General features: G+C 68.2%; 12 protein-coding genes and 1 pseudogene. 3 read left to right on the forward strand and 10 right to left on the reverse strand.

Going from position 1 to position 26,467, the window contains the following annotated elements; translation table 11 throughout:
- Positions 1 to 480 precede the first annotated feature (480 nt).
- Complete coding sequence (gene map, locus FHR20_RS14435) at positions 481 to 1,260, reverse strand: type I methionyl aminopeptidase (RefSeq protein ID WP_167300261.1); 780 nt, start codon at positions 1,258 to 1,260, stop codon at positions 481 to 483.
- A 1-nt stretch (position 1,261) separates the two neighbouring features.
- Positions 1,262 to 1,468, reverse strand: a complete 207-nt coding sequence (locus tag FHR20_RS14440) for a ParD-like family protein (RefSeq protein ID WP_167300262.1) — start codon at positions 1,466 to 1,468, stop codon at positions 1,262 to 1,264.
- A 505-nt stretch (positions 1,469 to 1,973) separates the two neighbouring features.
- On the opposite strand from FHR20_RS14440, the gene fdhD reads away from it, so the two are divergent.
- Together fdhD and FHR20_RS14450 are read left to right on the forward strand one after the other, a co-directional pair.
- Entirely contained in the window at positions 1,974 to 2,750 is a 777-nt protein-coding gene (gene fdhD, locus FHR20_RS14445; RefSeq protein ID WP_167300263.1) for a formate dehydrogenase accessory sulfurtransferase FdhD, read from the forward strand.
- Positions 2,747 to 3,286: an NTP transferase domain-containing protein gene (locus FHR20_RS14450; protein WP_167300264.1), complete on the forward strand. Its 540-nt coding sequence runs from the start codon at positions 2,747 to 2,749 to the stop codon at positions 3,284 to 3,286. The genes fdhD and FHR20_RS14450 overlap by 4 nt, the downstream gene beginning before the upstream one ends.
- On the opposite strand, the gene FHR20_RS14455 is transcribed toward FHR20_RS14450, so the two are convergent.
- The 5 genes and pseudogenes from FHR20_RS14455 to FHR20_RS14475 all read right to left on the reverse strand — a co-directional run.
- On the reverse strand, positions 3,283 to 5,550 hold the full coding sequence (locus tag FHR20_RS14455; RefSeq protein ID WP_167300265.1) for an FdhF/YdeP family oxidoreductase: 2,268 nt from the start codon (positions 5,548 to 5,550) through the stop codon (positions 3,283 to 3,285). The two genes, FHR20_RS14450 and FHR20_RS14455, sit on opposite strands and share 4 nt — an antisense overlap.
- A gap of 59 nt (positions 5,551 to 5,609) precedes the next feature.
- Positions 5,610 to 6,797 (reverse strand): molybdopterin molybdotransferase MoeA, encoded by a 1,188-nt coding sequence (locus FHR20_RS14460; protein WP_167300266.1) that lies wholly within the window; start codon positions 6,795 to 6,797, stop codon positions 5,610 to 5,612.
- On the reverse strand, positions 6,794 to 7,000 hold the full coding sequence (locus FHR20_RS14465; protein ID WP_167300267.1) for a hypothetical protein: 207 nt from the start codon (positions 6,998 to 7,000) through the stop codon (positions 6,794 to 6,796). The genes FHR20_RS14460 and FHR20_RS14465 overlap by 4 nt, the downstream gene beginning before the upstream one ends.
- A gap of 240 nt (positions 7,001 to 7,240) precedes the next feature.
- Entirely contained in the window at positions 7,241 to 8,650 is a 1,410-nt protein-coding gene (locus FHR20_RS14470; protein WP_167300268.1) for an AMP-binding protein, read from the reverse strand.
- A 1,892-nt stretch (positions 8,651 to 10,542) separates the two neighbouring features.
- Positions 10,543 to 20,505 (reverse strand): annotated as a pseudogene (locus FHR20_RS14475) (beta strand repeat-containing protein); the annotation flags it as partial.
- Between the two features lie 215 nt (positions 20,506 to 20,720).
- Here FHR20_RS14475 and FHR20_RS14480 point away from each other — a divergent pair.
- Positions 20,721 to 21,626 carry a hypothetical protein gene (locus FHR20_RS14480; RefSeq protein ID WP_167300270.1) on the forward strand — a complete coding sequence of 302 codons (906 nt, stop codon included), beginning with the start codon at positions 20,721 to 20,723 and terminating at the stop codon, positions 21,624 to 21,626.
- A 206-nt stretch (positions 21,627 to 21,832) separates the two neighbouring features.
- On the opposite strand, the gene FHR20_RS14485 is transcribed toward FHR20_RS14480, so the two are convergent.
- Genes FHR20_RS14485 through FHR20_RS14495 form a run of 3 tightly spaced genes read right to left on the reverse strand, consistent with a single transcriptional unit; the run spans position 21,833 to position 26,465 of the window.
- On the reverse strand, positions 21,833 to 25,567 hold the full coding sequence (locus FHR20_RS14485; protein WP_167300271.1) for a cobaltochelatase subunit CobN: 3,735 nt from the start codon (positions 25,565 to 25,567) through the stop codon (positions 21,833 to 21,835).
- On the reverse strand, positions 25,564 to 25,929 hold the full coding sequence (locus FHR20_RS14490) for a DUF2149 domain-containing protein (RefSeq protein ID WP_167300272.1): 366 nt from the start codon (positions 25,927 to 25,929) through the stop codon (positions 25,564 to 25,566). Before FHR20_RS14490 ends, FHR20_RS14485 begins: the two co-directional genes overlap by 4 nt.
- Entirely contained in the window at positions 25,926 to 26,465 is a 540-nt protein-coding gene (locus FHR20_RS14495) for a MotA/TolQ/ExbB proton channel family protein (RefSeq protein ID WP_167300273.1), read from the reverse strand. The genes FHR20_RS14490 and FHR20_RS14495 overlap by 4 nt, the downstream gene beginning before the upstream one ends.
- Positions 26,466 to 26,467 lie beyond the last annotated feature (2 nt).

Genomic DNA, 26,467 nt, shown 5'->3' on the forward strand with positions numbered 1-26,467 from the left:
GCTGAGGCGTTCGAACTTCCTGCTCGATGCGGGGAACAGCGCGCTCGCCTTCTACGGCGCCGACCGCACGGCCGAGGCGGTAACTCGCACAAGGATAGGCATCCAGTACCCGCGCGGAATCCACTAGGGCGCGATCACCGCACCGAGGGTCGACGGATCGATCCACTCGGTTGTCAGGAGCGTAGAGCGAGCGAATTGGCTTGGGCTTTCGTCCACGCTTAGCTGGTTCGACGTCCGGACCAGGAGTGTTTGTCACTCCGTCGCACTGCGAGGGGGCTGCGATTCACGTCTTCTTCTCTTCCAACGCGCGCCCGCTGTTGGACACGGTGGCGCCATGGCACAGGGCATGAATCACGGGTGTGGATGCGCAAGGCTGCTCTCGAGGACGTGATCTCCAGCCTCAATCACAAGGCTGTCTCCCTCCATTCCGAGCGCGAGCTGGCCCTGGACGACTAGGGGCCAAAGCGGGCATCGGAAACATCACGCTCTGCCTTCCAGCATCGGTGTTTCGTCGCCACGCAGCGTCAGGATCTCGGCGCCGGTTCTCGTGACGGCGACCGTATGCTCGAACTGGGCGGAGAGCTTCCCATCATTGGTTACGACCGTCCAGCCGTCGTCAGCAGTGGAAACCTTGCGGGTGCCCTGGTTCAACATCGGCTCGACGGTGAAGACCATGCCTTCGCGCAGTTTCAGACCCGTTCCGGGCCGCCCGAAATTGAGGATCTGTGGCTCCTCGTGCATCTCTCGGCCAATGCCATGCCCGCAAAATTCTCGCACGACCGAGTATCCGTTCCTCTTGGCATGCCGTTCGATCGCAAAGCCGATGTCGCCAAGATGGGCTCCGGGGCGGACCTGTCCTATGCCCTGCCACATCGCCTCGCGGGCGACCCGCACGAGCCGCCGTGCAGCGGGTAGGACGTTGCCGACCAGGTAGGTCTTGCTCGAATCCGCGATGAAGCCGTTCTTTTCCAGGGTGACGTCGAAATTCACGATGTCGCCGTCGCGGATGATCTCGCCCGAGCTGGGTACGCCGTGGCAGACTACATGATTGATCGAACAGTTCAGGACATACTCGAACCCATATTGTCCCTTGCTTGCTGGGCGGGCGGCGAGATCGTCGGTTATGAAAGCTTCGACCAGGTCGTTGATGTGCAGGGTCGACATGCCGATAAGGTCCTGTCCGTCCAGCATCTCGAAGACCGATGCCAGCATTTTGCCTGACGCACGCATGAGCGCCAGTTCATCGGGTGTCTTCACCATGTCAGGCGGCCACCAAATCCTTTGGGTGCACGTCTGCCGCTTCCAGCTGCATCTTCGTGATGTCGTTGAAGGAAAGCGTCGGGTTGGCCTCAGCCAACATTCCGATCTTCATCCAGAACTCCGCCTGCGCATTGATGGAGCGGCACATCACCGTGCTGGCCCGACGAATATCATCATGCAGGTGGTCGTCGATTTTCACGATGCCCATGGATTACCTCGAATGTCGTACGATATACGAATCGTTTATAAAACGTATATCGTGCCGTCAAGGGCTCGTTCTGACGCGCGACCGGTTATGGGCACTCCAGGACTTAACCATCTCGTGGAAGCCAGCTTAGCCATAATGAGGCCGATGCGGCCCCTGGAGCAGCCTCCCTAACCTCGGTTCTGCTCACCCGGGATATGCGAAAGGCTGGCCCGTTGCGCGAAGCGATAGAGCATGGCGGGAAGATCGTGGACATGACGACATATGATGCCGCCGGCCCTGCGCTGGCGCCGTTTCGAGCCTGCCGAGCCGACCTGGGCAACCGGCTATCGCCGCCTTGGCATCGGCGCCTATGATGGGCGGTCTGAATCCGGAGGACGACCATGACGTCTATCGAGGCCCAGCCCGTTGCCGCGCGCCTCTCGCGCTCCGCGATCTTAGCAGCGTCCGGCCCCGCGCGGGCCACGGCAGCGTGAGCCCGTCACCGGCCAGCGCGATCGAGCTTCCCATGCGCCGGCTCGGCCTTGCGGAATCCGGAAACGAGGCGTTGACGCGGCTCGTGCCGATCGAGGCACCGGTCTCGGTCGAGATCGGTGGCCTTGGCTATGCGGTCATGATGGCCACGCCTTCCGACCTTCACGACTATGCGCTCGGCTTCGCCCTGGGTGAAAATCTGGTGGACCGGCCCGACGAGGTCGACGGCGTCGATGTTGATGAGGTCGCCGGTGGGTGGGCCGTGCGAATCTGGCTGCCGCCCGAGCGAATGGAACGCGTGCACGCGCGCGCGCGTCGGCGCGTCTCCGAAAGCAGCTGCGGATTGTGCGGCATGGACAATATCGACGAAGTGCTGCGCCCGCTGCCGAACGTCACCGCTCGGATCCGCGTGGACAGCGCCGCCATCGCGCGCTCCCTCGCGTCCCTGCGGAACCATCAACCGCTCGGCCGGGAGACCGGCGCGGTCCACGCCGCCGCGTTCTGCACGGCGGACGGCCGGATCCTTTGCGTGCGAGAGGATGTCGGCCGGCACAACGCGCTCGACAAGCTGATCGGCGCGCTGGCGCTCGGAGGGATTGATCCGGCGGGCGGGTTCATCCTGCTATCCGCGCGGTGCAGCTACGAACTGGTCGAGAAGACGGTGCGCGCCGGCTGCCCGATGCTCGTCACCATCTCCGCGCCGACCAGCCTGGCCGCCGAGCGGGCGGCGGGGGCCGGCTTGACGCTGGTTGCGCTCGCGCGAACGGATTCGGCGCTGATCGTCAGCGATGCGCAGCGGATGATCGCATGAGAACGCTGGGCGTCGTTCTGGCCGGCGGCCAATCCCGGCGCTTTGGATCGGACAAGGCGGTGGCGATGCTGGGCGGCCGGGCGCTGCTCGACCACGCGATCGATGCGCTACGGCCCCTTTGCGAGGCGCTGGCGATCGCCGGGCGAGCCTCGCCCGACCTGATGTCCATCGACGATCGGCCGCGCCCCGGGCTGGGACCGCTGGGCGGCCTCGCCGGTGCACTGGCCTATGCCAACGACCAGGGATTTGCCCAGGTGCTCAGCATCTCCGTCGATTGCGTCTGGCTGCCACCCGACATCCTTCGACTTCTCGATCCTGCTCCCTCCTGCCTGGCCGGGCAGCCGGTCATCGGGCTGTGGCCCGCCACCGCCCTGGCCGACCTCGACGCCGAGCTGGCCGGCGATGGCGGACGATCCGTCCGCGCCTTTGCCGCGCGGATCGGCGCGCGGGCGGTGGTGGGGGATTTTGCGCCTCCGAACATCAATACGCCGGCCGACCTGGCACAGGCGGCCGCCGCCCGCGCCGCGCCGCGCTAGCCGGCCACCACGCGAACCGGAATGGACTTGGCGGCCGGCGTGCCGCTGGTCTTGTCGTGATAGTCGAGCGGCAGAAGTGGATTGAGCTCCGGATAGTAGCCGGCGACCGATCCGCGAGCCATCGGATAGTCAAGGAGCGTCAGCCCCTCGACACGGCGATCGATCCCATCGTCGCTGATCGTCTCAAGCGCGACGCGCGATCCAGCCTCCAGTCCGCGGCAGGTGCGGTCCTCGGCGTTCATGAAGAGGACCATGCGATCGTTGTACACGCCGCGATAACGGTCGTTGTAGCTGTAGATCGTCGTGTTGAACTGGTCGTGCGAGCGCACCGTGGCGAGGCGCAGCATCTCCGGGTCGGCGACCGGCGCATTCACCTCAAGGCCGGGCAGGACCAGGAAGTTGGCCTTGCCATTGGCGGTCTGCCAGACGCGTCGGCGCGGCGGCACGTCGAGGTGGAAGCCGTTGGGCGCCTGAATACGCTCGGAGAAATCGCTGTAGATCGCCGGATAGACGTCAGCGATCCTGTCGCGGATGCGGCCATAGTCGTCGATATAATCGGCCCAGGGCACCTTGCTCGCCGGCAGCGTCGCCATCGCCATCCGGCAGACGATCTCCACCTCCGGCATGAGGTCCGGGCTCGCCGGCTCCAGAACGCCGCGCGATGCGCTGACGTTCGAGAAGGAATCCTCGACCGTGATGAACTGCTCGCCCAGCGCCGTGCGGATCGCCTCGGAGCGCGCGACGACGGGGAGGATGAGCGCCTCGCGGCCGTGAACGAGATGGCCGCGGTTGAGCTTGGTGGTGATCCCGACGGTCAAGGCGAGCTTGCGCATCGCCGCATAGGACCGGTCGGTGTCGGGGACGGCACGGACGAAATTGCCGCCAAGGCCGATGAAGACCTTGGCGGTGCCCCGCTCCATCGCCGCCACGCTCTCGACCGTGTGGTGGCCGTGGGCGCGGGGCGGGTCGAACCCGAAGACGTCGCGGACGCGGTCGAGATAGGCCTCTGACGGCTTTTCGTCGATGCCGACGGTGCGGTCGCCCTGGACGTTGGAATGGCCGCGGATGGGCGAGATGCCGGCGCCGGGCCGGCCGAAATTGCCCTTGAGCAGCAACAGGTTCGCGACCTGCTGGACCAGCTCGGATCCCCGCAGCTGCTGGGTGATGCCCATGCCGTAGCAGATCATCGTCGCGCGGGCGCGGATGTAGATTTCGGCGCAGCGGCGGATCTGCGCCTCCTCGACGCCGGAGGCGGCGACGATGTCGGGCCATGCGAGGGCCAGGACCTCGTCCCGGACCGCCTCGATGCCGATCGTGTGCTCGGCGAGGAAATCATGATCGAGGATCGCCTCGCCGGCCGCTTCCCGCTCGAACATGACCTTCATCATGCCCTTCAGCAGCGCCAGATCGCCGCCGATCCGGATGTGCACGAACTCGCTGGTGATCGGGGTCGAGCCGAACGTCGCCATCTGCACGATGTCCTGCGGCTCGGTAAAGCGGATCAGCGCCCGCTCCGGCATCGGATTGACTGCGACGATCGGGACGCCGCGTTTCCGCGCCTCGACCAGGTTGCTCATCATGCGTGGCGAATTGGTGCCGGTATTCTGCCCGAGGATGAAAATGGCGTCGGTATGCTCGAAATCCTCCATGACCACGGTGCCCTTGCCGATCCCGATCGAGAGCGGCAGGCCGCGGCTGGTCGGCTCGTGGCACATATTCGAGCAGTCGGGGAAATTGTTCGTCCCGAACTCGCGCACGAAGATGGAATAGAGGAAGGCCGCTTCGTTCGGCGTGCGTCCCGAGGTATAGAATTCCGCTTCGTCGCGGCTGTCCAGCGCCTGGAGATGGCGGCCGATCGTGGCGAACGCCTCGTCCCAGTGCACCGGCACATATTTGTCCGACGCCGCGTCATAGCGCATCGGCTCGGTGAGGCGGCCCTGCATCTCCAGCCAATAGTCCGTCTGTTCCATCAGCTCGGTGACGGTGTGCCGTGCAAAGAAATCCCGGGTAACGCGGAACTTGGTGGCCTCATGCGCGAGCGCCTTGGCGCCATTCTCGCAGAAATCGAGCGTCTTCTTGCAGTCGGCGTCGGGGTAGGCGCAGCTCGGGCATTTGAAGCCGCCGGGCTGGTTCATCGAGAGGAGGGCACGCGAGCCCTTGGTGATGACGCTCTGCTCGAGCAGAACCTTGGCGGTCGCCGCCGCGGCGCCCCAGCCACCGGCGGGATGGTTGTAGGTCTTGTACCGAGGCGTGTCGTCGACCATCGCGCAACTCCCCGACTTTCGTAGAACATATTCCCCGCCGGCGCCAAGATGATCCTCGCCTAGAAATCGAGCACGTCGACGGTTTCGCCGGCCGCGCGCGCCGGCGCGCCGATGCCGCGACGTACGAGCAACTCGGCGGCGGCGAGCGCGCGTTGCGCGCCGCTGTCCTGGTCCGAAAGCGGCATGACCCGGTTTCCGGCCCAGCATGCGCGCACGAAGGTCTCGCGATCGCGAACCGCCGGAAGCCCCTCGGCCAGCACGGCCTCCCGCCAGCACAATGCGGAGCTCGGATCGCCGCCGCTCATGCGCAGCAATAGCGGCGCGAGGAACAGGCGTGCGGCGACCAGCGCCGACGTCGGATTGCCCGGCAGGCCGAGCACCAGCTTGCCCCTCGCGCGCCCGAGCCACACCGGTTTGCCCGGCTTGATGGCGACTTTGGTGAAGATGAATTCGAGGCCCGCCGGCCCGAACATGGCCTTGGCATGATCCTTCTCGCCCACCGACGCGCCGCCGGTCACGACGATCAGGTCGGCCGCATCCAGCGCGGCGCGGGCCGCGTGTTCCAGCACGCCGGAATCGTCGGGCAGCCGGTACCGGCCGGCCGGCGCGCCGCTCCATTGCGCTGCCATGGCAGCGACGCCGAAGGACACGCTTTCAGGAATCGCGACCGGAGAAGCGCGAGCCGTGCCCGGTTCCGCCAGCTCATCGCCCGTGGCGAGCACGATCACGCGCGGCCGGCAATGGACTTCGATCTCCGACAGATCGGCCGCCGCCGCCGCCACTATCGACCGCGCGTCGAGCCGCGTTCCGGCGGCGAGCAATATCTCTCCAGCGCGAAAGTCTCCTCCGCGCGGCCGGATGTGCCTGGCAGGCCCGAGCGGCCTCTCGAAGCGTACGACACCGCCGTCGCGCGTCACCTGCTCCTGGATCACAACGCGATCGGCGCCCGGTGGAACCGGGGCACCGGTGAAGATGCGCACGCAGGCCCTCTCGCCGACTTCAGGCAGATCGGGCTGGCCGGGAAAGGATTCGCCGGCCAGCCGCAGCCGAGCCGGCAAGCGAGCCAGATCCGCCTCGCGCACGGCATAGCCGTCCATCGCCGAGACGTCGGCGCGCGGGGCGTCGAGACTGGCGACGATGTCGGTGGCGAGAATCCGTCCGGCGGCCTGGTCGAGCGGGATGCACTCGACCGCCGCGCGCTCCGGCAGCGCGGCAATGCGCGCGCAGGCTTCATCGAAGCCGATCATTCGGCCGACCAGCGGTTCGGTCTGCCGCCGGCCCTGGCGGTCGGGCGCAGATCGGCAACCCATATGCCGCGGTCGATCGCGCCTGGCATGTCGTGGGGCGTCAGGGCGACGGCGCTGCCTGGCGCGTCGATCTCGAGCCCAAGTTCGCGAACGGCCCGGTCGGCCAGCCGGCCGAAGGCGACGATGGCGAGAGCCCGGCTCATGGAGCCCGTCTTGGCACGGGCATCAGCGAGGCGCCACTCTCATATCGGACCCATCAGGTCGGTCGGTGACCGACCTGTCCACCCTGGAGCCTAAATCGGCGGAAGGGCGTTTCGTTCCTGTGGCTCGGAAATACGGAAATCTCTCCTGGCGCGCATTTCCGCGCTGCACATGTGGGATTTCATCCCTTGGTCGCAGCCGCTTCGGCAGCGCATGGATCGGAACGCGCGGGCCGCGGAAGTTCAGCGGCCAGCGAGCTGCCGAGCCGCATCCTTCAGGCGTTCGCGTTGCACCTTGCCGAGCGGCGTCACCGGCAGCGCGTCGATATACGCAATGCGTACTGGCGGAAGCTCGGGGATCGCAAGTGCCTTGCCGAGATGCGCCTGCTCGATCTCGCCATTGCGGACGATCGCGAGCCAAGGCTGCGCAATTCCGTCATCGTCCTCCAGCGCGAAGGCCGCCACAGCCCCGACGCCGGCAACTTCGAGAACCGGTCCCTCCAGCGCACCGGGCAGGAACTTCTGGCCGCCGAAGTTCATCACTTCGTCCTCGCGGCCTTCGATATGGAGCATGCCGTTCGGGGTCGTGCTGCCGATATCGCCCGGATAGAACCATCCATCCTTGAAACGATGGTCGGACTCGACGCCCAGATAGCCTGTGACGACGTCCGATCCCCGAACGCGGACGCGTCCGCTGGCGCCATGCGGCAAGCCATTGTCGTGCTCGTCGACAACCTCGATTTCGCTCCACGGCGTGATCCAGCCGACCTGGCTGCCATTGCCCAGGCTGGCGGCAAAGCCATTGGTGCACACCCCCGCCTCGGTCGAAGCATAGGTGACGTTGACCGTGCCGAGACGCAGCGCCGCGCGGTCGCGCAGCCTTGGCGCGGCATGGGCGCCGCCGATCGCGATCTGCAGGCCGGGCAGGGGCGTCGCGTCCTCGGGCAGCGCATCGAGCAGCGCGGCGAGCTGGGCCGGTGCCGCCAGCATGCCGGTCGGCTGCAGGACGGTGAGCGAGCGGGCAAGGAACTGGGGATCGGGCGCGCCGAACAGCACGCAGCCGCCGCGCGCCCAGCACCAGAGGAAGAGCGGCAGCGCGCCGCTTTCCGGGCCGATCAGGGACAGCAGCCGCTCATAGCCGAAATTGCGCGTCCAGGTATGCTCGATGCGGCGATCCATCAGCGCCCAGCTCATGCCGACCGCCTTGGGCTCACCGGTCGAGCCGGAGGAAAGCTGGACGCGGCCCAGCGCCTCGGGATCGCGCTTCGGCGTCTCCAGCATATGCGCCGGCGTGGCGATCGCATCGGCGAGCCAGGCGGCGTCGACCAGCAGATCGGGTGCGTGCGCGGGATCGTCCGACAGCAGCTTCACCGCGCCGGTGAACGCCGCCATCGGCCGCGCCGTCTGCGGGATCAGCGAGACTGTCGGCACGCCGCGGCGGGCGCAGGCAAGGATCAGGACGAGATGGCGATACGCGTCGGGCGTGCTGACTGCCACGAGCTCCGGTCCTCCGACACCGGCGCGATCGAGTGCCGCCGCCGCCTGATCGATGATCCGGTCGAAATCCCGATACAGGATGTGTTCGGCGCCGTTGGAGACGGCAACCGCCAGCGGGGACATACGGGCGGAGAAGCGGACGAGACGGTCGAACATGCAATCACACCGGATAGGAGGTCAGATCAGAAGCGCCAGCTCAGCGCTGCCCGCGCGCCGTGATCGGTCGCGCGCGTGCCATAGCTGCCGGCATAGGAAATGCCGAGCGTGACGTGCCTGGCCAGATCCAGTTCCAGCCCGGCATCCACCACGGCATTGTCGCGGTCCAGCGCATTGCCCGCGGTGACGAAGCCCGGCCCGGTTGCGAAGCCCAGGTCGATCACCGGCACCGTGTCGCCAAAGGCGTGGCGTAGCGCCGCCGAGCCCTTGAAGCGCAGCGCGCCGCCGCCGAGCGCCATGTTGGTGCGCAGGCCGAAGCTGCCATAGGTCATGCTCTGGTCACGCTGCCCGCCATGGAGCGCGGCCGCCCCTCCCTGCTCGGCGATGTCCGAGCCCTGGAGACGGACCCAGGCCAGGCCGGCAAAGGGCTGGAGCGCGACGCCGCCGAGTTCGCCCTTGACCGCGACTTCGCCGAACACCTGCGCGGTATTGGCGTGGTAGCGATCGCCCAGCGCCTGGTGGAGCCCGCCGAACCCGATCCGGCGCTGCGAGCGGACATCGTTCCAGGCATAGGCAGCGCCGAGCTGGACCGAGGCGATGCCGTAGCTGCCAGCGAGATAGCCGCCGGCATGATAGGTATCGGCCTTGTGTGTGGCATTGCCGGTGCGCAGCTCGCTCGCGTCGTAGCCGGTAACCAGCCCCGCGCGCCAATGGCCGCCGAACCCGGCATCGAAGCCTGCAAGGAAACCCTTGAGATCGCGGTCATAGCCCTGGGCCAGCGCGCCGTCGTGCATCGAGCCCCAATTGCCGAGGGCAGTGCCCCAGACCGACAGGCCCTCCTCGCCCGCCAGGTCGCCGCGCGCCAGCATCGCCTCGCGCGTGAAGCGACTGTCGTCCAACAGCCGGCCGCGCATGCTGGCATAGTCCGAGCCGGAAAGCTGGTCGAAGGCCGCGCGCGCTTCCGGCGCGGTGAGCGCGACGACTGCGTCGTAAACGGTGTTGCCCAGGCCCAGTGCCTCGACCGCCGTGCCAACGCCGCGCTGATTGCGCGTCTGCGCCACCGAGGCGAAGTCGATCGTGTTGCGCTTGAGGCTGAGCGTCACTGCGTTGGCGCCATAGGCGAGGCTCGGCGTCAGGAAGGCGAGGTTCGAGGTCACGCTCGAGAAGGTGCCGGTCAGGCCGCCTGTGGCGGTCAGGATCGTGTAGCTGGTGTTGACCGCGTAATTGCCGTCCGCCGCGAGCACGCTGACCACCGCGCCGCTCTGGATCGATGCGCTGCCGTTCACGACGATCTTGTCGCTCTGGCCGGAGGCGTTCGCCTCGACCTCGTAGGTGCTGCCCGAGAGGAAGCTGAGATTGCCCGCCACGGTGAGCGTGCCGATCGAATTGCCCGGCGCGACCGTGCCGGCGATGCGGCTCGCGCCGATCGTGCCATTGCCCTGCAAGCGCCCGCCAGCCAGCACGTCGATCGTGCCGCCCAGCGTGCCGTTGACCGAGAGCAGGCTGCCGATCGTGGTGACGCCGGCAAAGCCGGCGGAGTTGCCGGTGAGCAACACCGTGCCGCCGCCGCGGAACAGCACGCTGCCCGCGCCGGTGAGCGTTCCGGCATAGCTGCCGTTCACCGCCTGGTCGAAGACGAAGCTGGTGCCGGCACCGAGATCGAGATTGCCGGTGAACAGCGTCGAGGTGGAGACCAGGCTGCCGCCGGTGACCCGCCAGTTGCCGCTGCTCGCCGCGGTTAGGGTCAAGGCTCCCGCGCCCGACTTCATATAGCCGCCCGCCCCGCCGGTCGTGCCGGCGAAGCTCGCATTGCCCGCCTGGTCGAACACGACCGTGCCAGCATTCTGGACATTGCCGCGGATCGAGGCGGCATTGCCGATCAGCGTGCCCGCCTGGACGATTGTGCCACCGGCATAGCTGTTGGCGCCGGTAAGGGTGAGCGTACCGAGATCGGTCTTGACGAGCGCCGCGGCGCCGGTGAGCGCCGAGGCTATGGTGGCGCCGATGCCTGCCCCCGCGGCGGTGCCGTCGCCGACGCGGACGATCGCCTGGTCGCCCGACAGCGCCAGCGCGCCGCCGGCGAGAGTATAGCCGCTGACGGCGAACTGCATGCCGGTCGCGCCCACCTGGCCCGCGCCATTGTCGATCGTGACCGTGCCGCCATTGCCCTGGAACACCGCGAACCCCGGCACAGGCTGCATCGGCCCGTTGAGCGCGCCGTTCGCGTCGGTCCAGTTGCGTGTGCCGAGGCTCCAGGCGCCGCTGCCACCCTCGATCCGTCCATTGTCGTGGTTGGCGGCGATGCCGCCGTCCCAGAAGGACAGAGTGACGCCGCTGCTGTTGACCAGGTTGACCTGGCCGGCATTGGCGGTCTGGACGAACAGGTCGCCGGTTCCCGTGCCGAGCGCTAGGCCCTTGTCGGTGAGCGCGCCGCCATAGGAGAAGAGGCGGTAGATGCCCGTGCCATAGCCCGGCTGGGTGGCGACGTTGAGCGTGCCGTCCAGCGTGAGGTCGCCGGCGATGGCGAACAGCGCGCTGGTCGAAGGCTGGCCGAGCGTGATGTCGACCATGCTGCCCGAACCGAGCACCAGCGCGCCCATCGACAGAGTCGATCCGCTGATGCCCGCGAGATGCGCGCCGTCGGCCAGCGTGACCGTGCCGCCGATGCTGCCGGCACCCGAAAGCGTACCGCTCGCGACGTTGAGGTGCGCGTCCGCATTGCCGAACTGGCCGGTGACAGCGAGGCCGGCGCCGGAGGCAGTGAACGTTCCGCCAAAGCCGCCGCTGCCGCCGCTGAGCGTGAGGCTGCCCTGCGCCTGGCTGACGCTGCCATTGCCCGAGAGCGCGCCGGCATAGGTCACCGCGTCGCTGCGATCGAAGACCAGCGCGCCGTTCACGGCGACGTCGCCGGTCAGCCAGCCCGCAGTGCCGCCATTGCCGATACGCAGCGTGCCGCCGGCGATGACGGCATTGGTGCCGGTCGCGGTGCCGGCGAGGATCGAGGTGCCGCTCGCCTGGGCAAGCGTCCCGCCGGCGAGATTGGCGTTCACCGTCGCACCGTTCAGCGTATAGCGCGCGGCGGACAGCGTGCCCGCGCCCGAAAGCGTGCCGGAGAGCGCGAGGCTGCCGATCGTGTCGCTGAAGCCCTGCAGATCGAGCGTCGTGCCGGATGCGACCATGATCAGGGCATTGTCGGCAAGGCGGTTCGAGCCGCCGAGGCGGAGCGTGCCGCCGTCGATCTCGACGGTCTGCGCGGACGTGGTGCCGTTCAGCAGCGAAATGCCCGAGCGCTGGACCAGGGTGCCTGCGCCAAGGTTCGCATCCAGTGTCGCGCTGTCGAGCGTGTAGGTGCCGGCGGCAAGCGTGCCGGTGCCCGAAAGCGTGCCGGCCAGCGCCAGCGTCCCGACCGTGTCGCTGAAGCCCTGTAGTGCCAGCGTCGCGCCGTTCGCCACCGTGACCGCGGCGGTGTCGGCAAGCCGATCCGAGGCCCCGAGCCGGAGTGTGCCGCCGTCGACGCGCACGGTTTCAGCCTGGGCGATGCCACTCAGGAACGACGTGCCGGAGCGCTGGATCAGCGTGCCTGCGCCAAGGTTCGCATCCAGTGTCGCGCTGTCGAGCGTGTAGGTGCCGGCAGTGAGCGTCCCGGTCCCCGCGAGGGTGCCGGCCAGCGCCAGTGTCCCAACGGTGTCGCTGAAGCCCTGCAGCGCGAGCGTCGCACCGTTCGCCACCGTGACCGCGGCGGTGTCGGCAAGCCGATCCGAGGCGCCGAGCCGGAGCGTGCCGCCATCGACGCGCACGTTCCCGGCCGCGGCCCTACCGTTCAGGAACGAAGTCCCCGAACGCTGGACCAGCGTGCCTGCGCCGAGGTTCGCGCCCACCGTCGCGCCGTCCAACGCGTAAGTGCCGGCGCTCAGCGTGCCGGTGCCCGAAAGCGTGCCGGCCAGCGCCAGTGTCCCGATCGTGTCGCCATAGCCCTGCAGCGCGAGCGTCGCACCGTTCGCCACCGTGACCGCGGCGGTGTCGGCAAGGCGATCCGAGGCGCCGAGCCGGAGCGTGCCGCCATCGACACGCACCACTTCGGCCGCGGCGCTGCCGTTCAGGAACGAGGTCCCCGAATGCTGGACCAGCGTGCCCGCGCCGAGGTTGGCGCCTACCGTTGCGCTGTCGAGCGAATAGGTGCCGGCAGTGAGCGTCCCGGTCCCCGCGAGCGTGCCGCCGAGCGCGAGGCTGGCGACCGTGTCGTTATAGCCCTGCAGGTCGAGCGTGGCCCCCGTCCCGACCGCGACCGCGCTGGTGTCTGCCAGGCGGTCCGACGCGCCGAGTCGGAGCGTGCCGCCATCGACGCGCACCACTTCGGTGACGGCGGTGCCGTTGAGCAGAGAAAGGCCCGAATGCTGGACGAGCGTGCCGATGCCGAGATTGGCGTTCACCAGCGCGCCATCGAGCGCATAGGTGCCCGCGGTCAGTGTACCGGTGCCGTTCAGCACGCCGGCCAGCGCCAGGCTTCCGACTGTGTCGCCGAAGCCCTGGAGGTCGAGCGTCGCGCCGCTCGCGATCGTGACCAGCGCCGTATCGGCCAGACGATCATCGGCGCCGAGCACCAGCGCGCCGCCCTCGACATGCACCGCCGACCCCGCCGAGCTGCCATTGAGCAGCGTCGTACCCGAGATCTGGTGAATCGCGCCGCCGCCCAAGTCGTGGTCGATGGTGCCGCCGAGGAAATTGTAGAGCGCGGCGGTGAGCGTGCCGGCGCCGACCAGATTGCCGCGGATGGTGAAGCTGGCGACGGTCTCGTCGAAGCCGTTCATGTCGAGCGTGGCGCCGTTCAGCACCTCGAGCGTCGAATCGTCGGCGAGTACGCCGGCAGCGCCGAGGCGCAGCGTGCCGTCCTGCACCGTGGTTAGGCCGGTATAGCGGTTGGCGCCCGAAAGCGTCAGCACGCCGGTGCCGGTCTTCACCAGCCCGCCGCTGCCGCCGATCACGCCGGAGAACAGGCTGTCCAGATTGTCGCCACCCAGCATCAGGTCGTTGGTGCCGAGCGCCACCGTGCCGCCGCCGGAGAGATTGGCGATGGTGACGTCGCCGGCCGCGCCCGAAATGTCGAACGCGCCGTTCGCGATCACCGCGCCCGCGCCGACCGTGCCGCGCAGCGCCAGCGTCGCACCGGTGTCGATCGTTGTGGTCCCGGCATAGCTGTTGGCGCCGGCGAGCGTGCTGCTGCCCGCCGCGAAGATCAGGCCGCCATCCCCGGAAACCTCGCCCGAGAAGCTGCCGCCGCCGGTCAGTGTCAGGCTGTTCGTGCCGAGCAGGACCGTGCCGCTGCCGCTCAGTCCGCCGATGCGTGCGGCGCCGGCGTGCAGGCTGATGTCGAGCGTGCCGTCGATCTGCGCCGCGCCGGTCAGCGCGCCGTCGAAGCCGAGCAGATAGAGGCCGGCCCCCGCATCCACGGTGGTGGTGCCGGTGTAGAGCTGCGTGGCGCTGAACTGGCCGTCGCCGCCCAGGATGTGCACGCCGCCGGTGCCGTCCATGACGCCGCCATAGACCTGGTAGCCATTGGTGATCTCGAGCGTCTTGCCGCCCAGATGTACCGCGCCATTGTCGGAAAGATCGCCGATGGCGAGGCTGTCGGCGGTGATGCCCGAGATGTCGAGCGAACCGAAGGCGATGGCGACCTCGGCATCGGCGCCGATCGTGCCGTCGCCGGCCAGCGCGACGGTGCCGTCGAACACCAGCAGGCGCGACAATTCGTTCTGGCCGCTCAGCGTCCAGGTGCCGGTGCCTTCCTTCCGGACGCGGCCGGGGCCGAGGATTGCGCCCGAGAAGCTGGTGTCGGCATTGTCGCCGCCGACATCGAGGTCGCCGAAGCCGAGCTGGACGCTTCCTCCGCCCGAGAGCGACGCCACCCTGGCGTTGCCGACCAGGTTGCCGAGATCGAAGAAGCCGTTCACGGTCACCGCCGAATTGGCGATCGACCCGGACGTGAGCACGTCCCCGGTATTGAAGTCGAAGGTGTTGCGGAGCGCCAACGTTGCGCCGCTGTCGATCACCGTGTCGCCGCTATAGCTGCTGGCGCCGGTCAGCATCAGGTTGCCGCCCGCGATCGTCAGCCCCCCCGTGCCGGTGATCGTGCCGCCGAAATGGTCATTGGCGTCGAGCAGCGTCAGCCTGGCGCCGCCGAGCGCCACGATGCCCCGATCGCCGCCCAGCGACGCGAATTGCGCCATCTGGGTGGAGACGCCCGAGGCATCGAACGTGCCGCCCTGGAGGAACAGCCGCGCAGTGTCGCCGAGCCTCCCATTGCCCGCGAGCGCAAGCGTTCCGCTGTTCAGGTTGATCCGGTTGAGTGCGTTCCAGCCGGTGAGCGTCAGCGTCTCGGGCCCGCCCAGCGTCAGGTCGCCGCCCAGGCTGTCGAGCGTGCCGGCGAACATGGTCGAGGCGTTGCTGCCGACATAGAGGCCCTTGGAGCCGATCAGGACGGTGCTGCCCGCCACGCCCGAGAGGTTGTGGATGTTGGTGGCGCCGAAGCCGCTCTGGCCGACCTTGAGCACCGTGCCGGCGCCGGTGAGCGAGACCGAGGCGACATTGGAGAAGGACGTGCTGTCGTTGAGCGACAGCGTGCCGCTCTGGATCACCGCATCGCCGGTGAAGCCATAGGCGTTGGTCACCAGGGTCGTGCCGGTGCCGGCCTGGACGAAGGTGCCGCCGCCGCTGAGGCCGTTGATCGACGCCACATCGGAACGATCGACCGTGAGCGTACCCGTCTCGAGCACGATCGGGCCGCCGACCGAGCCGCCGGTGCCGCCATTGCCCAGGATCAGGCTGGCATCGCCGAGCAGCCGGGTGGTGCCGCTATTGGTCCAGTTCGTTGTCACGCGCTGGATGCCCGAGCCGATCGTCACGCCGCCGGTGCCGCCGGTGACGGTGCCGGCGAAGTCGCTCTGTCCCCCATTGCCGTTGATCACCAGGCTCCGGTTGCCGAGCGTGACCGTGCCGGCGCCCGAGAGCGTGGCCAAGGTGAGCGTATCGCTCATGCGCTGGAGATCGAGCGTGCCCGCCACCGCGACGTTGCCGCTGGCGAAGCTGCCCGCGCCGAACAGCGCCAGTGTGGCGCCGGCATCGATCGTCGTGGCACCGGTATAGGCCTGGCCGGCCGCCAGCCCCCAGTTGCCGCCGCTCAGATGCACACCGCCGCTGCCCTGGATCGCACCGCCGAAGTCGTGGCCCGGCACGGCGTTGCCGATCGCCAGCACATTGCTGCCGAGCTTGACCGTGCCGCCCGCGCCGCCGAGATTGGCGAGCGCATAGGTGCCGCCGGTACGGGCAGTCAGGTCGAGCGTGGCGCCCGCCGACATCTGCAGATCGGTGGACGCGCCGAGCGTGCCGGCACCCGACATTGCGAGCGTCCCCGATGCGATGCCGGCTCGCCGCACGTCGCTCTGTCCGGTCAGCGTGAGCGTCGCGGTGCCGCCGAAATTGATTGCGTTGGGCGCCGGTGCGTCGAAGGTGCCGGCGAAGTTCGTATCCTGGGTGGTCGACAGGGCCAGTCCGGAAATGCCGACGCGGACCACGCTGCCGCTCACGCCCGAGAGGTTGTTGATCGCCGCACTGGTGGCAGTGGCGCTGGCATCGAGTACGCTGCCGGCGCCGTCGAGCGCGACCGAGCTGCTGCCGCGCAACGCCTGGCCATCATCGAGGAACAGCGTACCCGCCTCGATCACGGTGGCGCCGGTGAAGCCGCCGGTGCCCGAGAGATGCGTGGTGCCGGCCCCCGCTTGGACCAGGCGGCCGGCACCCAGCAGCCCGTTGATCGTCATGCCGTCCGAACGATTGATCGTGAGCGTGCCGGTGCCGAACGAGATGAGGCCGGCCAGCGAGCCGCTGGTGCCGCCATTGCCGAGCGTGAGATTGGCGTCGCCGTGCAGATAGGTCGTGCCGGCGAAGCTGCTGTCGCCGGTGAGCGTGAGCGTGCCTGCGAGGACGGAGAGCGAACCGCTCGAATAGCTGTCGCGGATGAGGCCCGAGAAATTCCCGCCATTGCCGAGCGTCAGCCCGTTGCCGTTCAGGTCGAAGACGCCCGCGCCGGACAGGCTGCCGACCGTCTCGCTGCCGCCGAACAGCTGCGCGGTGGCGCCGGACAGGACGATCAGATCCGAGGTGTCGGCGATCGCGTCGCCATAGTTGAGCTGCAGGATGCCCGCGGCCGCAGTGGTCGTGCCGGTCCATGTGTTGTGCCACAACTGGGTGAGGCCGGTGCCCGCCTGGACGAAGTTGCCCGCGCCGCCGGTATAGCCGACCGCATAATTGTCCGAATGATTGATCGTCAGCGTGCCGGCGTTGAGCACGAAGGGCGTGCCGGAGACATAGCCGCTGGTGCCGCCGTCACCCAGCGTGAAGTTGCCGCCGTTGAGCGCGATCGTGCTCGGGCCGCCGCTGCCGGTGTAGACGAAGGTGCCGCCGGTGAGAGAGAGCGTGCCGCTGCCGTTGAGCTGGCCGGCATAGGTGCCGCCATGGGTGACGGTCAGCGTGTTCCCGTTGATGAAGGTGGCGCTCATCGGCGAGCCGCCCGACAGGCTGCGAACCGTCGCGTCGGCGTTCAGCAGCTGGAAGAAGCCGTTGGCCGTCACGTCCGAATTGGCGAGCGAGCCCGCGCCGCTCAGATTGAGTTGCGCGCCGGACGCGATCACGGTCGTGCCCGAATAGCTGTTGGCGCCGGCCAAGGTGGCGATGCCGCTCGACAGGGTCACACCGCCTGTGCCCGAGATCACGCCGGCATAGCTGTTGCCGTAGCTGCCATTGACGATGGTCAGCCGCTTGTCGCCCAGGATCACCGAGCCGCCAGAGCCGCGCAGATCGTTGATCGAGGTGCCGGTACCGCCAACCCCGGAGATGTCGAACCCACCGCCGTTCACTGCGATATAGCCGGCGCTCGCCAGCGAGCCGGCATCGATCAGCGCAATGGTGCCGGCGCTGATCAGCAGCGGCGCGGTGAGGCCGGAATTGTTGCCGGACAAAGTGAGCGTGCCCGATCCCGCCTTGGTTATCCCGCCGGAGGAAGTGCCGCTGAGCGTGCCTGCAAAGATCGTGTTCGCGCTGTTCGCCAGCGTGGTGCTCTTGCCGCGCAGCAGCACCTGGCTTCCCGCGACGCCGGACAGGTTGTTCAGCACGGCGCCGTCCGAGCTGTTGTTGTCGAGCACCGCCGTCGCGCCTGTCAGCGCGATGCCGGAGGTGCCGGAAAGCGCGCCGACGCTCGTGAGTTGCAGCGTTCCGGCCTCGATCGTGGTGGCGCCGGCATAGTTGTTCGCGCTGCTGAACAGGAGCATGCCGCTGCCCCGCTTCACCACGCCGCCGCTGCCGGAGATCGCGCCGATCTGCGTGTAGGTGCCGGTTTCGTCGAAGATGATCGTGCCGTCGTTCGCGATGGGGTTGTAGCCGTTGCCCAGCGCGGTTCCCATTCCCTGAAGCGTCGCCCCGGCCAGGATCCGGGTGCCGCCGCTCCAGAAATTATTCTGGTTGGTGAGCACGATCGTCCCCGATCCGCCGATCACCAGCGGCTGGCCCGTTCCCTGTTCGAGGAGCTGCCCGGTGAGCGTGGCGACCACGCCGCTGTCCGCCTCGAGCCGCGTGGGATCGTTTGTCGGGTCGGCCGAAGCGAGGATGATCTGGTTCGTATAGGTGCCGGTCGCGCCATATTGGATCGTCGGGTCGATCGCGGTGATCCTGCCGGTGCCGAAAGCGCCTGCGCTCGTGGCGCGGAGGATCGCGCCGTTGACGGTGATCGCGCCGGTGAGCCCGCTGCCGTTGAAGACCAGCGTGCCGCTCGGGGTGCCGTTGCCGGCGCCGATCACCATCGCCGGGCTCGCGGCCGCGCCGTTCAGCGTCCAGGTACCGCTGCCGACCTTGTTGAGGATCTCGAAGGTCGCGACGTTCGCCAGGTCCAGCGTGCCGGTGGTCGTGCCGCCGAGCACCAGCGTATCGGTGCCGGCGCCGCCGGCGAGCGCCCCGAAGGTCGCCCCGGTCATGATGTTGAGCGTATCGTCGCCGCTGCTGAGGCTGATCGAGCCGATCGTCACCGAACCCGGATTGAGCGTGACGATATCGTTATAGGCCGACAGCGAGATCGCCCCGGAGCCACCCGAGATGGTGCCGCTGTTGACCACGGTCGTCGCGGCGCCCGCGGAAGTGATGCCGTAGGACACGCCGATCAGCGAACCGGTGTTGGTGATGCTGCCGCCGCCGTTGAGGGTCGCGCCGATCGCGCCGTTGACGCTGCCCGAATTGGTGAGGGTCGCCGTGCCGGAGGGCACGTAGATCGCGAAGCTGGTCGAATTGATCGTGCCGGAATTGTTCAGCGTCGATCCCGACGCGTCCGTGCGGATCCCGATGTTCGCCGTGATCGTGCCGCGATTGTCGAGCGTCGAGGCCGCGCCGGTGCTGCGCAGGCCGGTGCTGTTGTTGCCGCTCGCGTTGATCGTGCCGTAGTTGGTCGCGGTGCCGCCCGCGTTGAGCATGATGCCGGCGGCATTGCCCACGCCGATCGTGCCGCGATTTTCGATCGTGCCGGCCGCGCCGGCGACGTTCACGCCGTTGCCGCCGCCGTTGATCGTGGCGCCGGCATTGTTGGTCAGGGTGCCGCCGGCGAGGAAATTGACGCCGAAGGTGGAGCCCTGGATCAACCCCGAATTCACGACCGAGGATGCCACGGTGCTGGTGATGCCCACGCCGCCGCGGACGGTCCCGCTGTTGTTGGTCGTTCCCGCGCTGCTCCGCGCGATGCCGGATACGCCGCCCTGGACGGTGGCGTCCGAGCCGACATGGATGTCCGTCGCGGTGGAGCTGCCGGTATCGATGCCGGCCGAAACCGCATCGATGCTCGCGTTGACGCGGATGACGTTCCCGGCGAGCCCCATCCGGTTCTCGAAATAGATGCCGGTGTTGACGTTGCTGATCGCGCCGTTGGAGGTGATGTCGAAGCGGGCGGACGATGAGCTCTCGCCAAAGCCGGTAATGCCGACCGACTGGGCCGTACCGGTGCCGATGATCGTGCTGCCCGAGAGGATCGTCGTCACGCCCGCGGAACGGGCATCGATGCCGGTCAGCGCCGAGATCGTGCCCCCGCCGGTCGTCACGTTCGCGCCGGCATAGCCATAGGCATAGATGCCGGTGCTCGCGCCCCCGGCGACGCTCACTGTGCCGAGGTTCAGGGTCGCGGCGCCGTTATTGGCCCGGCTGTACACGCCGGCCCCGCCGGTCGCCGAGATGGTGAGCGGTCCGCCATTGTTGACCACGTCGATCGCGTCCATCGCCCGGAGATGCAGGCCGTCGGTGCCCGAGAAGCGCTGCGTCCCGCCGTTCAGCGTCAGGGTCAGGTCCCCGTTCAGGGTCTGCGCCCGGAATGCCGTTCCGCCCGACTGCGTCGTCGCGAAGCTGTTGGAGCCGTTCAGCGTGATCGACTGGGACGTGGGATTGGTGTTCACCAGGCCGATGGCGTTCGCGGCCTGCCCCACCGTGGGGCCCGCACCGGTGGTGTTCGCGATCGTCACGTCGGTGAACGTGATCGGAGCCCCGGCGCTCATCACGAAGATGCCGCCGCCCGCGGGGGTGTTGTCCTCTACCGTCTCGGCGCCGGCGCCGGCGATCGCCCCGCCATGTTGCGGCGATGCGATCTGGGTCTGCGCCTGCGCCGGCAGCGCCGCGGCGGCGGCGATCAGCGCGGTGGAGGCCAGCAGGGTGCGGCGGACGTTGCGCTTGGTGGCGGCGGTCATCGATACTTCCCCTGTTCTTCGCCGTCGCGCGCAGGGCGCGCGAAGGCTCTCGCGCAGGCACGGGCCTGCGCGTGGCAATTCGGTCGCGATCATGCGAAATTCGTCTGCACGGACGCGGATCGGGTCGCTGACCCCGATCCGCGCTGCCCCCGGCCGTCGCTTGACCTAGGGGAAGGCCTTAGGTGCGGCAGGCAGGCCGCTCAACGGAACAAGTTGGTACGATCTGGTCGATCACGGGGTTCTCCGATCGAGAAAATCCTGTAAACACAGCGATATCGCTCTCGTGTCTCACGTGATGGAATCCTGGATTGACGGAAGAATCCCCAGCCTGCCCGTTGTTCCCGCCCTATATCTCGCCCGAGGACATCGCGCGGCATCCGCGCTTCGACGATGCCGTGTCGAACCTGATCGACGGCCTCGCCAATCTCTATGGCGACGACCGGCGGCTGGTGCGCGAACTCTCCGAATATGGCCGGGCCGTAACCTTCATGCTTGCGATCTGCATCGCGATGGCGGCGGAAGAGGACAGGCCGGACACTTGGCTTACCGTCGGGCGCCTGGCCCAATTGGGAGCGTTGCTGGGGCTGGGGACGGAGCGCCGCATCCGGCGTTTCGTCGAGGAAATGCGCAGTGACGGCCATCTGATCGAGACGCCGATGCCCGGAGACAAGCGGCGCCATCGCTTGCACCCCGGTCCGCGCATGCTGGAAATCGATCGCGAATGGACGGTCGTCTTCCACGCGCCGCTCGCGCTGATGATGCCGCAAGAGGCCCGCTATCAGGCTGCGATATCGGGCGACCCGAACTATCATCGCCTTTACCGTGCCGCTTCGCTGAAGACCCTCGGGCTCGCCCGGGACAACATGGTCGAGCATCTCGCGGTCGATTCCTTCATGCATCAGGCCGGCGGCTCGCGGGTGCTGGCTGCGCTCATGCGCGCGGCGCAGGACAATCCCGGCGGCTGGAGCGAAGCCGGCTTCTATTCGATGGCGGCCGAGCGCAGCGCCACCACCCGCGCCCATGTTCGCGGCATGATCCGTGCGGCGGCCGCAGCGGGCTATGTCGAGATCGCGGATGCGCCGAACTCACGCGTCCGCGCGACTCGCTTGCTCGTCGACGACTTCCGTTCGTGGGTGGCGCAGGGTCTCTCCGCGATCGATCTGGTTTCGAGATTTGCGGAGAACGCATCAGTCCCTATGCCAGAGCCCAGCTGACGGCCTTTGGGTGCGCCGGATATTCCCATTTCAATCCCCTTGCGGGAACCGGCACGGTATTCTTGCCCGGCAAGGCCGAGCGGTCGGGTGCTTGGCACTGGTTCCGGCGCAGCGGGAATGGCCCCTTTGCCTTGGACGACATCGTCAGCACGGGATATCGCCCAGGCAGGATCGATCGAGTTCCCCTTCGGCCCCCAGCCCATTGGCTACCATCGCGGTCTCGCCGAGAAACCTGCGCCGCAAACGAGGAGCAGCGTCGCCAGCGCCCCCAACAGCTCGGTCCACGACCGGCTTGCGGGTTGGGGGCTGAGAGTGCGCTGCTCTGGCACCAACTCGAAGCCGGACACCGCATTCGAAGGCGATGCCGGGGCCGCTCGCGCCGGTATCTTGCCACCACCCGCGGTGGGACGGCTCGCACCCGGCACATGGCCGAGCGAACCGACATCCGGCGCCGGCGCCATGGCCGCTGCCTCCATCCCCAGTTCGCGGCGAGTGGCGGCATCGGCATGCCAGTTCCCCCGCTCGATGGCGTCACGCATTCCCGCGACGAGCTTGGCACGCGCAGCCGGATTGGCTTCGGCGAAGAAGCGGTCGAGGCCCAGATCATAGCGATCGTGCAGATAGACGTCGCGCACCGCTTCCCAATCGCGGTCGGTCACCAGATCGGGCTTGGTCGCTTCCCACAGCAGCATCGAGTCCGTCAGGTCGGCCATGTAGCGCGCGCCATTATAGCCGCTCGCCTGCATGCCCTTGATCCATTCGGGGTTGAGATACCGGCTGTCGCGCTCGCGGGCATAGAAGCGGTCGAGCGTCTCGATCCGCGCTTCGCCGGCAACCTGACCATTGGCGACATAGGTCTCGATGTTGCGACCGGTGCGCTGGCGCACCGCCATCGCCAGCCCGCCGAGATAGGCGGCAGGCATCGGTGTATCGAGCAGCCCATAGGCGCTGGAGGAACGACCGAACACGGCCGCATCGACGTGCTCCAGATTGGCGGCGAACGCGGCGCCGTCCGCCTCGCCGTCGCTGCCATCGCCATAGGCATGGCCCAGCCGCGCCTCGTAGAGCCGGTTCATCCGCTCCGGACTCCAGCCTTCCCGATTGGCGAACTGGGTCGAAGGCGAATAGGCACCGGGTGCGGTGGAGAATATCCGGCGGAGCGCGCGACGCTCGGCGACCTCCGCCGGCACGCCTGCCCGGCGGAGCGCAGCAGCCCGCGCCTGGGTTTCGGCGCGGATCGGATTGTCCGGCTCGCCGGCAGCCGAGGCCAGAGCGACCGCGCGGGAGACCAGACCGAGCTTGTCGCCGAAATGATCGCGATAGGTGCCCGAGGTGGTCACCAGCACATCGACCCGAGGCCGGCCAAGCGCCGCGCGCGGTTCGAGCGTCACGTCCACCACCTGGCCGCGGCTGTTCCAGACCGGTCGAACGCCGAGCAGGCGAAAGATCTGGGCTTCGCTGGTGCCGCCATTCTGCGCGGTCTCGCCCGACCACAGGACGAAGGCGACCTTGCGCGGCGGCTTGCCGGTGCGGGCGCGGTGCTGGGCGATCATGTCGTCGGCGAGCTTTGCTCCCGTAGCCCAGGCGGCCGGGGTCGGGATCGCGCGGACATCGAGCGTATAGGGATTGCGCCCGGCGGGCAGCGCATCCGGATTGCGGATCGCATCCTGCATCGGCCCCGGCGCGACATAGCCGCCGGAGAGCGCCGCGACGACCGCGTCCATCTCTCTCGGTGCCTGGGCCAGCCGTGCGGCATAGTCGCGCGCCTGCGCTGCCATCTCCGGCGCGAGCGCAGCGTCATCGCCGGCAAGTGAACGGGTGACGGCGGCGAGATCGGGCGCGGTGCCCCCGTTGCCGGCCAGCATCGCCTGGACGAGCCTTGCCACGGTTGCCAGATCGGGCGCCCGACCCAGGATATGGCCACCCATCGGCATCGGTGCGCCGGCCGCCTCCTCGAGATAGCGGCGAAGCGCGGGTTCGAGAGCCTGCCAGGGCGCGCTTGCGGGATCGAGGCCGAGTGCGCCCGCCGCCCCTGCGCGGATGGCGGCGTCGCGGACCGACCGCTGGTCGGCGGGCTTGCCATCGAGCAGTTTCGCGATCGCGGCCAGGTCCGGGTTGAGTCCGGCGCGCACGATCTCGGGCATGAAGCCGATGGTGACTGCCTGGGTGCGGCGCTTGTTGCCTACCCCGCCATTGGCCTGGAGCGGCAGCGGCTGGATATGCGGCAACGCGCCGATCAGCACGCCGACCGCATCGTCCGCCGCCGGGCCTTCCTGCTTGCCGGGCATCAGCGAAAGCTGGGTGAACATCGGCAGATAAGCGTCGGCGTGCTCGCCTCTCTGCATCCAGAGATAGAAAGCGAGATACTGGTGATGCGGTGGCAGGGCGCCCTTGGCGGCGAGCGCGCCGGCATCGGCCTGGACGCCCCAGATCGGATGCGCGACCAGCGTCACCTTGCCGAAGCGCAGCGCCGGGATGACGATCTGGCCATCCACGGTCATGATCCTGCCCGGCGGCGGGCCCCAGCGGGCCTCGGTCGCTTGCCGGACATCGGCGGGCAGCATGGCATACCAGTCGAGATAGGTCGCGAGCGGGACGGCGATTGCGCCCTGGGCGATCCGCGTACGCAGCGCCGCCATATCGCCGGTGCGGGTGTTCGAACCCGCCTCGGCCATGCGCTTCGACAGGGTTGCGGCATCGGGTATTGGATCGGGGCCTACATCATAGCCCTCGGCGCGTAGCCGGGTGAGCAGCGCGACGATGCTCTCCTGCGCGTCCATATAGCTGTCCGGATCGCTGCCGACATCGGCCTCGCCCGGCTCTTCATTGTGATAGGGAATGACGATGCGCTTTTCGGCATTGGGCAGCCGGTGGAGCCGGGCCCAGGCCATTGCGCGAGCCACGCGCCAGCGCACCTGATCCGCCAGCGCGACATAGCCGACCGTGCCGTCCGGTGCGACGGCGCGGGCACCGACCGCCACCGGCTCGACAATGCCTTCCAGCTCGCTCAGTGCCAGCTCGCCGGTCTGGTCCGGCGCGAACCCGCCCAGGCTCTTGCGCCAGGCCTCGGGCGTGCGGCGATAATCGGTGGCGCACATCAGCGGCGGAACGTCCAGCCGGGCGGCTTCCGCCGCGCCGGCCTTCGCGTCGGCATAATCCAGCCGGTTCGCGCAGAGGATCAGCGCATCGAGGCGCTCACCGCCCAGCAGCGAGGACGCCAGATCGCGGCCGCCTTCGCGCCAGATCGGCACCGGCATGCCACCCTGCTGCTCGATTTCGCGGATCAGCGCCGACACCACCGCCGCATTGTTCGCCAGCACCAGGCTACGATAGAAGAGAATGCCGATGCGCGGCCGGGTGCCTGCACCAGGCAGGTGACCAGCCTCCCAGGACAGATAGTCGGGAAATGTCGCGAACGGCTTGGGCGCGTCGGGGTGCCACAGGGCGAGATCGGGAAAGACCTGCGGCTGCGGCACGACAAGGGGCAGGCCCAGCAGGCGCGCGCCGGCATAGGCGAAGAGGCCGGCATAATTGTCCTCCGTCGCGTTGTCCCAATAGCGTGCGACATCGGGATGCTGCGCGGGATCGACATTGCCTGTGATCGGCGTGCCGGCGCCGACGATCAGCACCTTGGTTCGCCGCTTGGCGGTTTCGATCTGCTCGGAGAAGTTGAGCAGGCGCGGCCCGGCGGCATCGATCAGGACGAGATCATAGGAACCAAGATCCACTCCTTCGATGCCGGGCAGCAAGCCTCCGCCCAACCCGAAGAAGTCGATTGCCATACTGCCCTCGACCCGCTTTGCCGCGGCACGGGCGATCGTCGGCATTTCCGCGATATGGATCGAGACGAAGGCGATACGCGGCCGCGCCCCCTGCGCCTGCACGGAAGCCGGCGCCATGAACCCCGAAAACAACAGCAACAACGCCACGATCGCTCTCACTTGGCGGCTCCGGCCTTGTCTTCGGGCACATAGACGACCTTGCCGTCGGGCAGCCGATAGGCGACGCCCAGCCGGTCTCCATCGCCCGACAGCTTCCTGTCGCTCACCTTCTCGACCTTGATCGTCTTGCCGTCCTTGCGGACAATCTCCATGCGCCCGTCTGCCGTGGTGCGGGTCATCGTCCAGGACGATTGCGGATCGAGCATCGAGGGGGCGCCCATCATCGAATAGAGCGCGACCACCATCGCCACGATGAAGGCGAGGCTGATGTCGAACAGGTTGGCAACCCCGGACAGGGGGTCTTCCTGCCAGCTGCCTTCGTCGCGGCGCCGCACGAAGCGCAGGGCACGCCGCCGCGTCACGCCTTGTCCTCTTCACGGCGCAGCGCGCGCTCGGCATGGAAGCGCACCGCGTCGAGATCGCTGCGTGCCCAGCCCTCGCGCACCATCGCGATCAGATAGGCGACCACGCCCACCGCCAGGCCGACGACGGTGCTCGAAAAGGCGATCACCATGTTGGAGGCGAGCATCTGGAGATCGCCCTTCGCCAGCCCCGACAGCGCAGTGGCCATCGGGATCAGCGTGCCCATCAGCCCGAGTGACGGCCCCACGCGGATGGCAAAGCGGACCATATTGAGCGACCGCGCGGCATCGCTCTCTGCCCGCGCTACCACTTCCTCTACTGCAAGCTCGTCATCATGCGCATTGCCGGTCAGGGCGGCATCGATCGCGGTGCGATAGCGATCCCGCGCCGGGCGCCGGCCGCGCAGGCGACCGATATAGCTGCGCGCGAACAGACCGATCGCCAGCACCGTCCAGACGACGACGCCGAGCAGGCCAACGACGACGGGGAGGAACAGCAGATCCGAGATCGCTGCCAGCGCTTCCTTCGCCCACATGC

Source organism: Sphingomonas leidyi (genome assembly GCF_011761945.1).
Lineage (GTDB): Bacteria > Pseudomonadota > Alphaproteobacteria > Sphingomonadales > Sphingomonadaceae > Sphingomonas > Sphingomonas leidyi.